We start from the raw sequence: 14,429 nt of genomic DNA, 5'->3' as shown, positions 1-14,429 counted from the left end.
GTGCAGATCCAGCCGGTGACTGTCCGGCGTCCGCCTGAGGTTGCTCAGCGTTTGCGGTCGATTCTGCGGACTGGCTCTGCGCGAGCTTGCGCGCTTTGGCACGGGCAATCGCCGCTTCAACGGCGGCTTTGCGTGGATCAACCGGTGCAGATTCAGCCGGTGACTGTCCGGCGTCCACCTGTGGTTGCTCAGCGTTCGCGGTCGATTCTGCGGACTGGCTCTGCGCGAGCTTACGCGCTTTGGCGCGGGCAATCGCCGCTTCAACGGCGGCTTTGCGCGGATCGGCTGTTTCGCCGGTGGCGGCACTGTTTTCCACCTGCTGCGCTTTTTCTGCCTGGCGGGCGCGTGCCTGCGCTTTGCGTGCTTCGCGCGCGGCAATCACTTCGCTGTTATCAGGCATGGCACCGGCCTGAATGACAACTGGCTGGGCAGCGGTCGTCTGTTTTTCGCGCACGCGCGCCAGCGCGGCATCAATCGCCTGCTGATCTTTAGCCGCAGGCTGAACCGCAGCCTGTTTATGACGCTGTTGACGGGCGATTTTTTCGCGCTCAAGACGTGCCTGGCGCGCTTCAAAGCGCGCTTTAGCTTCGGCGTTGCGTTTTTCTTCCTCGGCGATGGCGTAAATCTCCGCCTTCTCCTGGCGGAAATATTGCACCAGCGGAATATTACTTGGGCACACCCACGCGCAGGCACCACATTCGATGCAATCGGAAAGGTTATGCGCCGTCGCTTTGTCGTGCTGCTGGCCTTTGCTGAACCAGTAGAGTTGCTGCGGCAGCAAATCGGCCGGGCAGGCGTCGGCGCAGGCGCTGCAGCGAATGCAGCCTTTTTCTTCCTGCGGCTCGCCCATCTCGCTGGCGGAAGGTGCTAACAGGCAGTTGGTAATTTTTACTACCGGTACATCCAGCCACGGCAGCGTAAAGCCCATCAGCGGGCCGCCCATAATCACCAGTTGCTCAGCGGAAGGGCAGAAACCGGCGAAATCGAGCAGATGGCGCACCGGTGTTCCCAGGCGCGCCCAGACATTGCCCGGTCGGCTAACCGCTTCGCCGGTCACCGTAACAACGCGCTCCGTTAAGGGTTCGCCGTCGATCACTGCGCGTTTAACCGCATAGGCGGTACCCACGTTTTGCATCAGAATACCGATATCCGACGAACGCCCGCCGTGCGGCACCTGCTTGCCGGTGAGGATCTGCGTAAGCTGTTTGGCACCACCGGATGGGTATTTCGTTGGGATGACTTTCAACTGAATATCGTGGCTGCCCGCCAGCACCGCACGCATCATGGAGATCGCCTGCGGTTTATTATCCTCAATACCGATAAGTACCTGACGCGGTCTAAGGATGTACGCCAGAATCCGCACACCTTCCATAATCTGCGCTGCGCAATCCTGCATTAAGCGGTCATCAGCGGTGATGTAGGGCTCGCATTCCGCAGCGTTAATAATCAATGTTTCGATTTTATCGCCGCCGCCTTGCAATTTTGCTCCGGTCGGGAAGCCTGCGCCACCAAGGCCGGCTACGCCAAACTGGTGGATGCGCTCGATCAGCTCGTCATGGCTATGCGAACGATAATCTGCCCAGCCGTCGCGCTCAATCCAGCGATCTTCGCCATCCGCTTCAATAATGATGCTCATCTCCGGCAGCGCAGAGGGGTGTGCGGTGGAGTGGGGCGCAATCGCGACCACGGTGCCGGACGTCGGCGCATGAACAGGTAACATACGGCCACGGCCGCACGTCAACGGCTGGCCGCGCAACACCTTGTCACCGACGCGTACACACAGTTCGCCTTCGGCACCAATATGCTGCTTTAACGGGAGCACAAAGCGGCTCGCCAGCGGCATTTGGCGCAGCGGCGTACCGTTTGATTGGGTTTTCATTTCAGGCGGATGAATGCCGCCGTGAAAATCCCACAGTTTCTCTTTTCGGAAAGCGGAAAATAACTTAAGCATGGTGTTCCACAGGAATATTACGCACCGGAATGGACTGCAAATCCCATTTCCAGCTATGGGTGGTCGTTTCCACAGGACGCAGTTCAATGCACTGCGTCGGGCACGGATCCACACAAAGATTACAGCCGGTGCACAGATCGCTCATCACCGTATGCATGGCGCGCGTTGCGCCGAGAATGGCGTCTACCGGACAAGCCTGAATGCACTTAGTGCAGCCAATGCAATTGTTTTCATCAATAACCGCTAGCATGCGTACAGGCTCAAGCGCTGCGGCATCGCCATCAATGGGTTGCGGATCGACATTCAATAGCGCGGCGATTTTCAGCATCACCGCTTCGCCGCCGGGGGCGCAGCGGTTAATTTTTTCACCCTGCAGACCAACCGCCTCAGCGTAAGGGCGGCAGCCTGGGTAGCCGCACTGCCCGCACTGGCTTTGCGGCAATAATTCATCAACGCGTTCAACAACCGGATCATCCTCAACCGCAAAACGGCGGGAGGCATAACCCAGAATGACGCCAAACAGCAGCCCCAGCACGCTCAGTGCGGCAACGGCTATGGAAATCGCACTCATATTACAGTTTCACCAGACCACTAAAGCCCATAAAGGCCAGAGACATTAAGCCCGCAGTGATTAACGCAATCGCATTGCCGCGAAAGGGGGCGGGCACATCGGCAACGGCAAGACGTTCGCGAATCGCGGCGAACAACACCATCACCAGTGAGAACCCTACGGCGGCGGCGAAGCCATACAACGCCGACTGCATGAAGTTGTGCCCAAGGTTGATATTGAGCAGGGCCACGCCGAGCACCGCGCAGTTAGTAGTGATAAGCGGCAGGAAGATACCCAGCAGGCGATAGAGCGCCGGGCTGGTTTTGCGCACCACCATTTCGGTGAACTGCACCACCACGGCGATAATCAGGATAAACGCCAGCGTGCGCAGATAGACTAAATCCAGCGGGATCAGCACCCATGTATCGATGAGCCAGGCACAGATAGACGCCATCGTCATCACGAAGGTGGTCGCCAGCCCCATGCCCATTGCGCTTTCCAGTTTTTTGGAAACGCCCATAAACGGACACAAGCCAAGAAACTTCACCAGCACGAAGTTGTTGACCAGTACCGTTCCGATAAATAGCAGCAGATAGTCTGTCATTATGTGGCCTGAAATAAAAAAAGCCGCCTATTATCGGTCAAACAGCACCGGGCGACAACAGGATAACTGTAAGGTTATTACGGATTAACAAAGGTCCTTTTCACGCGGCTTGAGCGCTTGAAATAGGGCACCATCAACGCGGCGGCAAGCAGCGGAAAGAGTAACTGACGCAGCGCCAGTTCATCGGTGACAGGAGCGAAGGCAAAGGCTTTCACGGAGAGCAATACGCAGACCAAAAGCCAGATAATATAGTGCTTCGGCACGCTGCGGCGGCGTTTAAAAAAGGCGATAACCAGCCAGAAAGTGTAATACCAGATGGCGATCGCGAAGGCGAAAGAGACGAACCACAGTATGGTTTGTTTCAGCGGTTGTGCGCCCAGCGCCGTTACCGACTGGGGTGTCATTAAGGCAGTGGCATACAGCAATAATGCCAACGAGGTGCTTAATAACGTGACCAGCAACCAGGCCAGAGGGCCGAGTAACCAGCCTCCGATTCTTTCTGCGGGAGTCGTTGTCATGCGTATTCCTCTGTTAAGGCATTAATGCTCTGAATGGTTTCGCCGGGCGAGGAGTATAAAGCATTACACAACGAATGCCAGCGGCGTTACTGCACGTAGCGCCATACCGAGCGCGGAACGCACCCAATGTCAAACAGGCGGCCGCCAGAAACCAGTTCAGCCCGGCGATGATCGGCTGCGCGGTACATGTTGATAATTTCACCGCTGTCGGTCAGCGTGTAGTTAAGGTGATCAAACAATTTTTCCAGACTTTCAAGCGAACTGATTTTGCGGAATTTTAATAAATAGTCCTGAACGGTCATGTCGAGGGGTGTCCATATAATAAGAAAGAGGCAGAAAATATACGCGGGCTAATTTTGTACGAATAATAAACATTATTACCCGGGCGTAAATAGCACAGGAATGGTCTGCCACTAAATTAAGAGTTTTCTTTTCAGGTGAAACCAGGCACCAGAACAGCGCCCGGCTGTGAAGATTAACGCCCTTCGTCATGGCTGGCAATAAGCATATGACGCTTAATTGCACTTTGCGCGTTTTACGGCGGCAATTATTTCTTTTGTGCCGCGACGCTCTGTTCAGGGGGCTGATAATTATCGATATGGCTGGCAAAAACCAAAAGAATGGTCGATACGCCGAGCACCACCCAGCCCATTAATTCAATAATCCGATTGAAAATTCCGGCCATACTTTTACTACTCCCTGATGTTTACTTTTGTCTGCGGCTGTCGATAAAAACCGACGCCCGGTTGCAGATTTAAGCAGATTTTTTAGGCAGAAACCAGGGCTGAGCGCGGTAAATTCATTCGTTTCGCTAATGGGTTGCTGAAGCGGTTGTCGCCACCTGGCAGATGGTGTGAAATAGACGTTCCAATAAGGAGAGACCCCTCTATGAGCGATAATATCCGTGTCGGATTAATAGGTTATGGCTACGCCAGCAAAACATTTCATGCGCCGTTGATTGCCGGAACGGCGGGAATGGAACTGGCCGCGATTTCCAGCAGCGACGAAGCGAAAGTAAAAGCGGATTGGCCAGCCGTGCCGGTTGTCTCTGAGCCGAAGCATCTGTTTAACGATCCCTCGATTGACCTGATTGTCATCCCCACGCCGAACGATACCCATTTCCCGCTGGCCAAAGCGGCGCTGGAAGCGGGCAAACATGTGGTGGTGGATAAACCCTTTACGGTGACACTGTCACAAGCACGTGAGCTCGACGCGCTGGCGCGCAGCCTCGGGCGTGTGTTGTCGGTGTTCCATAACCGCCGCTGGGACAGTGACTTTCTGACGCTGAAAGCCTTGTTGGCCGACGGTGCGCTGGGCGAAGTCGCCTATTTCGAGTCGCATTTTGACCGTTTCCGCCCGCAGGTACGTAACCGCTGGCGCGAGCAAGGCGGGCCAGGCAGCGGCATCTGGTATGATTTGGCGCCGCATTTGCTCGATCAGGCGGTTAACCTTTTCGGCTTACCGGTATCGATGACGGTGGATCTGGCGCAGTTACGCCCTGGCGCGCAATCCACAGACTATTTTCACGCGGTGCTTGCCTACCCGCAGCGGCGCGTTGTGCTGCATGGCACTATGCTGGCGGCCGCAGAATCGGCCCGCTATATCGTGCATGGTTCGCGCGGCAGTTACGTGAAATATGGTCTGGATCCGCAGGAGGAGTGCCTGAAAAGTGGTGCGCGGTTGCCGCAGGCCGACTGGGGTTATGACATGCGCGACGGCGTATTAACCCGCGTTGACGGCGAAGAGCGTAAGGAAGAGAACTGGCTGACGCTACCGGGCAACTACCCGGCTTATTACGCGGCCATTCGCGACGCGCTTAACGGCGTGGGGGAAAACCCGGTTCCGGCCAGCCAGGCGATCCAGATAATGGAGCTGATAGAGCTGGGCATTGAATCTGCAAAACATCGTTCCACGCTGAGTCTGACCTGAAAATCACCGCTCACGCATTGTCGTGAGCGGTTTTCTTCTTTCTTCTTACGCCTTCGCAACCCTATTGCGCAGCGCTTGTTTTTCCGCCGCGCTGAGAAAAGCCATCTCCAGCCCGTTAATCTGCGCCTGGCGAATCTGTTCGCGACTCAGCCCGGCGGCCGGGGCCGCAACCTGGTATTCATGACCAATTTCGACACCTTGCACGGCCGGGTCGTCGGTATTGATGCTCGCCAGAATGCCATGCTCAAGGAAGGTTTTCAGCGGATGGCGGGCGAGGGAGGGCACGGTACTGGTCTGAATATTCGACGTCAGACAGGATTCAATACCGATGCATTGTTCGGCGAGAAAATCCATCAGCGCGGCATCTTCGATCGCCTTCACGCCGTGGCCAATTCGTACGGCGCCGAGTTCACGAATCGCCTGCCAGATGCTTTCCGGACCGGCGGCTTCACCCGCATGAACAGTAATCTGCCAGCCCGCATCGCGCGCACGGTTAAAATGCGAAAGGAAAAGACTACCAGGGAAACCCAGCTCATCACCGGCCAGATCCAGCGCGGTAATGCCGTCGCGGTGAGCCAGCAGCGCGTCGAGTTCCTGCAAACACGCGGCCTCGCCGAAGGTACGGCTCATAATGCCGATTAAGCGCACCTGCACATTGAAATCACGGCTCCCTTCGCGCACGCCGGCAATCACCGCTTCGACAACGCCCGCGACCGGCAGGTTGTGGGTCATCGCCATATAACCTGGCGAAAAGCGCAGTTCAACGTAGTGCAACCCGTTCAGCGCCGCGTCCTGCATGTTTTCGTAAGCGACGCGGCGACAGGCATCCAGTGACGCCAGCACTTTGACACCCCAGTCGAGTTTCGCAAGGAAGCTGACCAAATCCGGTTCATTAGAGGTGACCTGAACGTGCGGACGCAGTGCTTCAAGGGTTTGTGCAGGCAGGGGCAGATTGTACTGGCGGCCAAGATCCAGAATGGTTTGTGCACGGATGTTTCCGTCGAGATGGCGATGAATATCAGTTAACGGCAGGTTGGGATCAATCATGGTCGCACTCTTATTTTAAGAAAGTGCTCGCCATTATAGAGACAAAAGGCGGTAAAAAGCTATCTTGCGCAACCCGAAGGGCGGGTTGCGCAAATCTGGCTTAATGAAGCGACGCTAATGCCGCGATTAATCCCTTCACACCTTGCTCAAGTTTCACCCGTGGGCAACCGACATTCAGGCGCACAAACCCGCGTCCTTCCGCACCGTAAGTATCGCCGCGCATGATGGCCACCTTTTGCTCCTCGATCAGCGCTTTTTGCAGTGCGGAATCATCAATCCCTAACGGGCGCAAATCTATCCATGCCAGATAGGTGGATTCCGGTACTTGCCAGTTCAGCACAGGGAAGGCGTTATTCAGGCGCTCTGCCAGATAAACCAGATTGGCGCGCAGGTAAGCACGAAGCGCATCCAGCCACGGCGCGCCGTCGCGGTAAGCGGCGATATGGGCGACGACCGACAGCACCGCCGGCGAGGAGAGGCCGTTGCTGTTTTTCAGCGCCTCCAGCCAGCCATTGCGCGACGACGCATCATCAATAAGCCCCCACGCGCCGGTCAGTGCGGGAATGTTAAAGCTTTTCGATGCCGAACTAAACAGCGCCCACGGCCCGCGAGCGACAGCGCACCAGGGGGTGTGCGGTTGGCTGCTCCAGACCATATCCATATGAATTTCATCGCTTACCACTTTCACGTTATGGCGTTCACACAGCGCCGCCATGGTTTCCAGTTCATGGCGAGTCCATACTTTGCCTGTCGGGTTTTGCGGGCTGCACAGTAGCAGGATTTTACTCTCCGGCCTTGCCAGCGTGGCGTCGAGCTGCGCCATATCGCAAAACCAGCCTGCATTGTTGTGTTGTAGCGGCACGGCCAGCAACTGCCGCTGATTCCCCTGAATGGCTTTATAAAACGCGTCGTACGCCGGGGTATGAACCACGATGCCATCGCCCGGCCGTGACCACTGGCGGATCATTTCGACAATCATCCAGATAACCGACGGACCATAAACAATGCTGTCAGCATCGATCTGCGTATTAAAGCGGCTGGTCATCCAGTGCGAAATAGCCCCCAGAAACGCCTCGTTTTTCCAGCGGCTGTAACCCAGTACGCCATGCGTAAGCCGCTGTTGTAACGCGTTAATCACGCACGGCGCGGTGGCAAAATCCATATCGGAAATGGTGAAAGGAAGCAAATCCGCGCGCCCAAAGCGATCGGCGACATAATCCCACTGCGTACACCAGGTGCCGCGGCGGTCAACCGGAGTGGAGAAATCGAAGATATCCGTGGTCATTTTATTATTCCGACTCCACCGGGGTGCCAAACCGTTGCGCATTGATAAGCTGCGCCATTTCATCTTTTACTGACTGCACCTGCGGCCCAATCACCACCTGCAAATCATGTTCATTCACTTTGATAACGCCAATCGCGCGGTTGGCCTTGAGGGCGTCAACATTGACGTTATCCATCTCCTTGACCGACAGGCGCAAGCGGGTAATGCAGTTATCCAGCGTTGCGACGTTATCCGCCCCGCCAAGCGCAGTAAGCAGGGCAGGGACGTCATAACCGGATTTGCCCGTCACGCCCTGCGTTGCAGAGGTTGTGCTTTCCGCTACAGTGTTGTCGCGCCCCGGTGTTTTCAGGTCAAAATGGGTGATCGCGAAACGGAATAAGGCGTAGTAAACGACGAACCAGATGGCGGCCACCAGCGGCACCAGATACCACTTCGTCGCCATGCCGTGCAGCACGCCGAAGACAATGAAATCAATCACATTGCCATCCGTGTTGCCGATCGTCACGCCGAGCACGGCCATCACGGTAAAGCCCAGGCCGGTGAGCACGGCATGAATTAAATAGAGCACCGGGGCGACAAACAGGAACAGGAATTCGATCGGTTCGGTAGTGCCGCCCACCACGCAGGCAATCACGCCGGAAATCATCAACCCTTTTATTTTATGGCGGTTTTCGGGCCGCGCGCAGTGGTACATCGCCAGCGCCGCGCCGGGTAAGCCGCCCAGGAACGCGGGCATCTTGCCTTGCGAGAGAAAACGGGTCGCGCTTTCGGCGAAACCGTGCGTTTGCGGGCAGTTAAGCTGCGCCTGGAAAATGGTCAATGCACCGCTGACGCTGTGTCCACAGACCTCCATCGTTCCACCGGCTTCCGTAAAACGGATCAACGCCACCAGAATATGTTGCAGACCAAAGGGCAGCAGCAGGCGTTCGCCAGTGCCGAAAATCATCGGCCCGAAATCTCCGGCGCGATCGATAATGTGCCCCAGGCCGCTAATCGCCATGGCAAACCACGGCCAGACCAGCGGGATCGCAAGCCCTACAACGCCCATCACGACGCTGGTGACAATCGGCACCGAGCGCGTCCCGCCGAAAAAGGCCAGCGCGTCCGGCAGGCGCAGGATGTGAAAGCGTTCATGTAGACGCCAGATAATAATCCCGGCAATCACCGCGCCGAGGATCCCGGTATCAATGGACTGGATGCCGAGCACATTCTGCACGTTATGTGCTTTGAGCAGTGATGCATCGGTAGTGGGCAATATGCCCTGCGCGGTAAGCCAGAAATTCACCGCCAGGTTCATCACTGCATAGCCGACAAAACCGGAAAAAGCCGCCACGCCTTTATCTTCACGTGCCAGTCCAAGCGGAATAGCGATGCAGAACATCACGGGCAGGAAACTGAACGCGAATGAGCCAATTTTGTTCATCCAGATAAAAATGGCCTGCAGCAGCGGATGGCCCAACACCGGCAGCAGTGTTATCACATCGCGGCTGCTCAGCGAGCTGCCAATGCCGAGCATGATGCCGCAAAACGACAGCAGCGCGACGGGCAGCATAAAGGTTTTACCGAGCTGCTGGAAAAATGCCCACAGGTTCGCTTTTTGCGCGGTTTTCCCCGCCATAACCTCTCCTCACGAAAAAAGAATGCTCTGGCGGATGCGCAGAGCGCAGACGGTTTTATCAGGTTTTGTCGCGCAAAAAGCGCGAGCCGGTAACGGGGTTGCCGTTTTCGGATTCCGGCAAGGTGGCCCAAAAGAAAATAAAAAGCCCCTCGAAAGGGGCTGGAAAATTACTGCTGCGGTACCGCCGGAACGGGCGGTGTCGCGTCGTCCGGCTGGGCAGGCTGCAGCCCTGGCATACCAAACATCCCGACAAACTGCTCGAGCGGCATTTTTTCGCCATTCAGCGTCACCTGGCCGTTAGCATATTGCAGGCTGGTGAGGATGCTGTTGTTTTCCACGGTGGTGATGCGGAACATCTGGCCCATCGCCGCAAGGCCTTTCACCTGCTGGCTTGCCAGTTTCGCCGCGTCCTCTTGCTGATAACCTTCAAGTTTCGCCACCTGAGTCATCATTTCGGTGGCCATATCCAGCGGGATCGTCAGCTTGCTGTCGAGGGATTTCACCGTGCGGTCAACTTGATCGGCCAGCGTTTGCGGCGTGCCGGTTGCGGTTGACGGATCTTTCAGGAACAGGGACATATTAAACGACGCTTCGCCTTTGGCGTTCTTCCAGCTTAGCGGCGCAATGGTCAATACCGGCTCGCCTTTCAGCAACAGCGGAACAATACTGAGGAACGCTTCAGTGGCTTTCTGCTGGTAGAGCTCCGGGTTCTGCGCGATATCCGGTTGCGCCATTAAGGCACGGATTTGCGCGTCGTACTGCTCGCTGGCCTGATGCCAGGCTTTGCCGTCAATCTGGCCCACTTTCAGCGTCAGTTTTCCGCTGCCGAGATCCTGACCCTGCACCTTCAGGCTGTTCAGGGAGTAATCCAGTTGGCTGTTAAGGCTCTTTTTGTCGTCCGCAACGTCCGATTTGGCGGTTAAGTTCATGCCTTCGAGCAGCGCCATCTCTTTATTTTCAATAGAGATCGCGAGCTTATCGAGGCTCATCTTCTGGTTGCCGGTACGCTCATCAAAGCTGGACATTTCGCTGGAGCCGTCGGTTTTCAGGTTATTGAACGACAGCTGCACTTTCTGCCCATATTCATTTACCGTATCCACCAGGCCGCTTTCGGCTTCGCCGCTCAGCGACAACGCGTTACCTTTGCTGTCTGCGCTGAAGCGGAAATGACCGCCGCTGAAGGCAACTTTGTCGCCATCTTTTTCTGAATTCAGCGGGCTCAGCACGACATCCGTGCGGGTATCGCCGCTGTAGCCAATGCGGGTGTCGGCGGAGAAGGGCGCCTGGCCTTTGGCGATATCAAACAGCCCTTTTGTCACTTCGTTATTGACCAGTTGCGTATGCACGGAAGCCATCGCAGGCGTCAGGCTAAAGGTTTTAAGCTGCGCCAGCGGGAAGGGTCCATGATCGACCGTCTCGTGCAGAACAATGGCTTGCCCCGGCTTCAGCCAGGTATTGGTGCTGCCGGCGAGCGGTTTAATGTTTAACGTTAACTGGCTGGAAAAGAGGCCGCGCTGGTAATCCTGCGCAGAGATCTCAATATTGGCCTCCGGCGCGTTGCGCTTAATTTGTGCGTTCGCCTGGCTGACCATCTCCGCCAGACGACCTTCAAGTTGTTTGCCGGTGTACCAGGCTCCGCCCGTCCAGACGATACCGAGCGCGACGATAATCCCCGCGGCAACCCACGTTTTTTTCATAGTATTTATCCCTAAAAAGAAACCAGGCGGTTAACGCCGCCTGGATGTCGAGTGATGTGCCTTCAAGCTTAGCAATCCTTGCTAAAAAGTTCAGTAACTTACTCTCACTTATTAAACACTCGCGCTACGCGACCGGTGCCGCTTACGCCAACAGGTGATTCGTCGGCGGCGATAAACGCTGATTCACCTGCCTTGAGCACTAATTGCTGGCTCGCTTTGCTGAGCACCGCCTCGCCTTCGACGCAGAAGACAATGGCCGCGCTCTGCTGCGCCAGCTGGGTTTCGCTGGTGCTGAGATCGTGCAGCGAGAAGGCAAAGTCGTCTACCGGGATAGGGAAATCCAGCTCCGCACCGTGCTGTGTCGGTTGCGTCAGCAGCTCATTCGCCGGTTTTGGCGTGAATTTTACGTTCGCCACCAGTTCCGGAATGTCGATATATTTCGGCGTCAGTCCGGCGCGCAATACGTTGTCAGAGTTCGCCATCACTTCCAGCGCCACGCCCTGCAGATAGGCATGCGGCGTTTCGGCAAACAGAAACATTGCTTCGCCTGGGTTCAGTTTCACCACATTCAGCAGCAGCGGAGAGAAGAGGCCGCTGTCATCCGGGTAGAACTCGCTAATCAGGCGAATGGTCTGCCACGGTTCGCCGGAGTGATTGCCGAGCGCTGATTTCAGCACCGCCAGCGCGCGGGATTTCTCCTCGCCTTGCATATTGAGCAGTGCGGCAAACAGCTCGCTCAGGCGCTCTGCGCCCGGCGCTTGCAGGAAATGGGCGATCGCCGGGTGCGCGCCCGCCACCGGTTGCAGCAGGGAAACAATGTCGGAAAACTCGCGAAAGGCGTTCATCGCAAGGAACGGCGTCAGGGCAAACACCAGTTCCGGCTTGTGATTTGGATCTTTGTAGTTACGTTCTGCGGCGTCCAGCGGAATGCCTGCGGCGTTCTCTTTGGCAAAGCCTGTTTCGGAGTTTTTCTTGTTGGGATGCACCTGAATCGACAGCGGCTGGTCGGCGCACAGCACTTTAAACAGGAACGGTAATTCGCCAAAACGGTTAGCGACGGCGCTGCCCAGCAAACGGGTTTTGTCCTGATCAATCACCTCACGCAGCGCACGGGTCTGGCCGCTGGCATCCTGCACCTTTGAGCTGCTCTTCGGGTGCGCACCCATCCACAGTTCCGCCATCGGCAGATTGTCAGGATTGGCGATGCCGTAGAGATCCGTTAATGCCGTTTTACTTCCCCAGGCATAGTTCTGCACGGAGTTGATGAGTTTTTGCATTATCAAGCCCTTTCTCATTAATGAAATTATGGCGTTATTAAAGCAACAAAGCCGACGGAAGTAACCTGTGAGGGTAAAAAGTCGTACTAGTCTCAGTTTTTGTTAAAAAATTGTGTAGGATATGGCGACTCGCTTTAACACAGGCAGATGGATTGACTGCCTGAACAATAACCAGATCAGCCGTAAGTGAGAGAACAATGTCGAACAAACCCTTTTATTATCAGGATCCTTTCCCGCTCGGAAAGGATGACACCGAATACTACCTGCTAAGCCGCGACTATGTTTCTGTGGCTGAGTTTGAAGGGCAGCAGATCCTGAAAGTGGATCCGCAAGCGCTGACCCTGCTGGCGCAACACGCTTTCCACGACGCCTCATTTTTACTGCGCCCGGCGCACCAGCAGCAGGTCGCCGATATCCTTGCCGATCCCGAAGCCAGCGAAAACGACAAATATGTCGCCCTGCAATTCCTGCGCAACTCGGACATTGCCGCGAAAGGCATTCTGCCGACCTGCCAGGATACCGGCACGGCGATCATCATGGGTAAAAAAGGACAGCGCGTCTGGACCGGTGGTGGAGATGAAGCGGCGCTGGCACGCGGTGTTTACAACACCTACACCGAAGAGAACCTGCGCTATTCGCAAAACGCCCCGCTGGATATGTACAAAGAGGTGAATACCGGTACCAACCTGCCGGCGCAGATTGATCTCTACAGCGTTGATGGCGACGAGTATAAATTCCTCTGCATCGCAAAAGGCGGCGGTTCGGCGAATAAAACCTACCTGTTTCAGGAAACCAAGGCACTGATCACCCCGGCGAAGCTGAAAAACTACCTCGTCGAGAAGATGCGCACCCTCGGCACAGCGGCCTGCCCGCCGTATCATGTCGCGTTTGTGATTGGCGGTACGTCGGCGGAAGCGACGCTGAAAACGGTCAAACTTGCCTCCACCAAATATTATGACGCGCTGCCAACTGAAGGTAACGAGCACGGACAGGCGTTCCGCGACGTGCAACTGGAGCAAGAACTGCTGGTGGAAGCGCAGAACCTCGGTCTTGGCGCACAGTTCGGCGGCAAATATTTTGCGCATGATATTCGCGTGATCCGCCTGCCGCGCCACGGTGCGTCTTGCCCGGTTGGCATGGGCGTATCCTGTTCAGCCGATCGCAATATCAAAGGTAAAATCAACCGCGATGGCATCTGGCTGGAGCGTTTAGAGCAGAATCCGGGCAAATACATTCCGGAAGCGCTGCGCGAGGCCGGTGAAGGCGAAGCCGTGAAAGTGGATCTTAACCGCCCGATGAAAGCGATCCTCGAACAGCTTTCGCAGTACCCGGTCTCTACGCGCTTGTCGCTTACCGGCACGATTATCGTTGCGCGCGATATCGCCCACGCGAAACTCAAAGAGCTGATGGACAGCGGCGAACATCTGCCGCAGTACATTAAAGATCACCCGATTTACTACGCAGGCCCGGCAAAAACGCCGGAAGGCTATGCCTCCGGTTCGCTGGGGCCGACTACCGCCGGGCGTATGGACTCTTATGTCGATCAACTGCAGTCACAGGGCGGTAGCATGATCATGCTGGCGAAAGGTAACCGCAGCCAGCAGGTGACCGATGCCTGTCACAAGCATGGCGGTTTCTACCTCGGCAGCATTGGCGGGCCGGCGGCGATCCTTGCGCAGAACAGTATCAAAAGCCTTGAGTGTGTGGCTTATCCGGAACTCGGTATGGAAGCTATCTGGAAAATTGAAGTGGAGGATTTCCCGGCGTTTATCCTTGTGGATGACAAAGGCAACGACTTCTTCCAGCAAATTCAATCCGGGCAGTGTGCCCGCTGCGTTAAATAGTATTGACCGCCCTTCGGGGCGGTTTTTTTAAGCACAAAGCAGTAAACAACATTATAAAAAGCATCAATACTTTTACTTGTTTGCAGGTGAGCAATGTCGCAACCCAATA

General features: G+C 55.9%; 13 protein-coding genes. 2 read left to right on the top strand and 11 right to left on the bottom strand.

Annotated features, from left to right (window positions below; translation table 11 throughout):
- From rsxC to blr, 6 genes are all read right to left on the bottom strand, one after another.
- Positions 1 to 1,951: electron transport complex subunit RsxC (rsxC, locus tag AAIG26_RS03755; RefSeq protein ID WP_343182131.1), on the bottom strand; the 1,951-nt coding region annotated here is incomplete at its 3' end.
- On the bottom strand, positions 1,944 to 2,522 hold the full coding sequence (gene rsxB, locus AAIG26_RS03750) for an electron transport complex subunit RsxB (protein WP_016496267.1): 579 nt from the start codon (positions 2,520 to 2,522) through the stop codon (positions 1,944 to 1,946). The genes rsxC and rsxB, both read right to left, overlap by 8 nt.
- A gap of 1 nt (position 2,523) precedes the next feature.
- Entirely contained in the window at positions 2,524 to 3,105 is a 582-nt protein-coding gene (gene rsxA, locus AAIG26_RS03745) for an electron transport complex subunit RsxA (RefSeq protein ID WP_016496266.1), read from the bottom strand.
- 77 nt (positions 3,106 to 3,182) lie between these two features.
- Positions 3,183 to 3,623, bottom strand: coding sequence for a DUF2569 domain-containing protein (locus AAIG26_RS03740; protein WP_016496265.1), 441 nt, complete (start codon positions 3,621 to 3,623; stop codon positions 3,183 to 3,185).
- 86 nt (positions 3,624 to 3,709) lie between these two features.
- On the bottom strand, positions 3,710 to 3,925 hold the full coding sequence (gene ydgT, locus AAIG26_RS03735) for a transcription modulator YdgT (RefSeq protein ID WP_016496264.1): 216 nt from the start codon (positions 3,923 to 3,925) through the stop codon (positions 3,710 to 3,712).
- Between the two features lie 245 nt (positions 3,926 to 4,170).
- On the bottom strand, positions 4,171 to 4,308 hold the full coding sequence (blr, locus tag AAIG26_RS03730) for a division septum protein Blr (protein WP_016496263.1): 138 nt from the start codon (positions 4,306 to 4,308) through the stop codon (positions 4,171 to 4,173).
- A gap of 203 nt (positions 4,309 to 4,511) precedes the next feature.
- Here blr and AAIG26_RS03725 point away from each other — a divergent pair, with 203 nt between their 5' ends.
- Entirely contained in the window at positions 4,512 to 5,552 is a 1,041-nt protein-coding gene (locus tag AAIG26_RS03725) for an oxidoreductase (protein ID WP_016496262.1), read from the top strand.
- A gap of 45 nt (positions 5,553 to 5,597) precedes the next feature.
- On the opposite strand, the gene add is transcribed toward AAIG26_RS03725, so the two are convergent.
- From add to manA, 5 genes are all read right to left on the bottom strand, one after another.
- Entirely contained in the window at positions 5,598 to 6,599 is a 1,002-nt protein-coding gene (gene add / locus AAIG26_RS03720) for an adenosine deaminase (RefSeq protein WP_343179685.1), read from the bottom strand.
- Between the two features lie 100 nt (positions 6,600 to 6,699).
- Positions 6,700 to 7,884, bottom strand: coding sequence for a MalY/PatB family protein (locus AAIG26_RS03715; RefSeq protein ID WP_343179684.1), 1,185 nt, complete (start codon positions 7,882 to 7,884; stop codon positions 6,700 to 6,702).
- A 4-nt stretch (positions 7,885 to 7,888) separates the two neighbouring features.
- Complete coding sequence (gene malX, locus AAIG26_RS03710) at positions 7,889 to 9,502, bottom strand: maltose/glucose-specific PTS transporter subunit IIBC (RefSeq protein ID WP_343179683.1); 1,614 nt, start codon at positions 9,500 to 9,502, stop codon at positions 7,889 to 7,891.
- A 167-nt stretch (positions 9,503 to 9,669) separates the two neighbouring features.
- A complete protein-coding gene (locus tag AAIG26_RS03705; RefSeq protein WP_160270484.1) occupies positions 9,670 to 11,199 on the bottom strand; it encodes a YdgA family protein in 1,530 nt (509 codons plus the stop codon).
- A gap of 104 nt (positions 11,200 to 11,303) precedes the next feature.
- A complete protein-coding gene (manA, locus tag AAIG26_RS03700) occupies positions 11,304 to 12,476 on the bottom strand; it encodes a mannose-6-phosphate isomerase (RefSeq protein ID WP_269230882.1) in 1,173 nt (390 codons plus the stop codon).
- 197 nt (positions 12,477 to 12,673) lie between these two features.
- On the opposite strand from manA, the gene fumA reads away from it, so the two are divergent.
- Positions 12,674 to 14,320 (top strand): class I fumarate hydratase FumA, encoded by a 1,647-nt coding sequence (gene fumA / locus AAIG26_RS03695; RefSeq protein WP_017456630.1) that lies wholly within the window; start codon positions 12,674 to 12,676, stop codon positions 14,318 to 14,320.
- Positions 14,321 to 14,429: the final 109 nt, after the last annotated feature.

The organism is Kosakonia sp. PSU_27 (assembly GCF_039409795.1).
In the GTDB taxonomy this organism is placed as follows: Bacteria; Pseudomonadota; Gammaproteobacteria; order Enterobacterales; family Enterobacteriaceae; genus Kosakonia.
Note: the sequence above shows the minus strand (reverse complement) of the source record. Positions and strands in the feature narration are given on the sequence as shown.

Excerpts from the sequence above, each read along its gene's own strand:
- AAIG26_RS03715 (WP_343179684.1), bottom strand. The coding sequence starts at position 7,884 with ATGACCACGGATATCTTCGATTTCTCCACTCCGGTTGACCGCCGCGGC.
- fumA (WP_017456630.1), top strand. The coding sequence starts at position 12,674 with ATGTCGAACAAACCCTTTTATTATCAGGATCCTTTCCCGCTCGGAAAG.
- rsxA (WP_016496266.1), bottom strand. The coding sequence starts at position 3,105 with ATGACAGACTATCTGCTGCTATTTATCGGAACGGTACTGGTCAACAAC.
- malX (WP_343179683.1), bottom strand. The coding sequence starts at position 9,502 with ATGGCGGGGAAAACCGCGCAAAAAGCGAACCTGTGGGCATTTTTCCAG.
- AAIG26_RS03740 (WP_016496265.1), bottom strand. The coding sequence starts at position 3,623 with ATGACAACGACTCCCGCAGAAAGAATCGGAGGCTGGTTACTCGGCCCT.
- blr (WP_016496263.1), bottom strand. The coding sequence starts at position 4,308 with ATGGCCGGAATTTTCAATCGGATTATTGAATTAATGGGCTGGGTGGTG.
- rsxB (WP_016496267.1), bottom strand. The coding sequence starts at position 2,522 with ATGAGTGCGATTTCCATAGCCGTTGCCGCACTGAGCGTGCTGGGGCTG.
- AAIG26_RS03705 (WP_160270484.1), bottom strand. The coding sequence starts at position 11,199 with ATGAAAAAAACGTGGGTTGCCGCGGGGATTATCGTCGCGCTCGGTATC.
- manA (WP_269230882.1), bottom strand. The coding sequence starts at position 12,476 with ATGCAAAAACTCATCAACTCCGTGCAGAACTATGCCTGGGGAAGTAAA.
- ydgT (WP_016496264.1), bottom strand. The coding sequence starts at position 3,925 with ATGACCGTTCAGGACTATTTATTAAAATTCCGCAAAATCAGTTCGCTT.
- AAIG26_RS03725 (WP_016496262.1), top strand. The coding sequence starts at position 4,512 with ATGAGCGATAATATCCGTGTCGGATTAATAGGTTATGGCTACGCCAGC.
- add (WP_343179685.1), bottom strand. The coding sequence starts at position 6,599 with ATGATTGATCCCAACCTGCCGTTAACTGATATTCATCGCCATCTCGAC.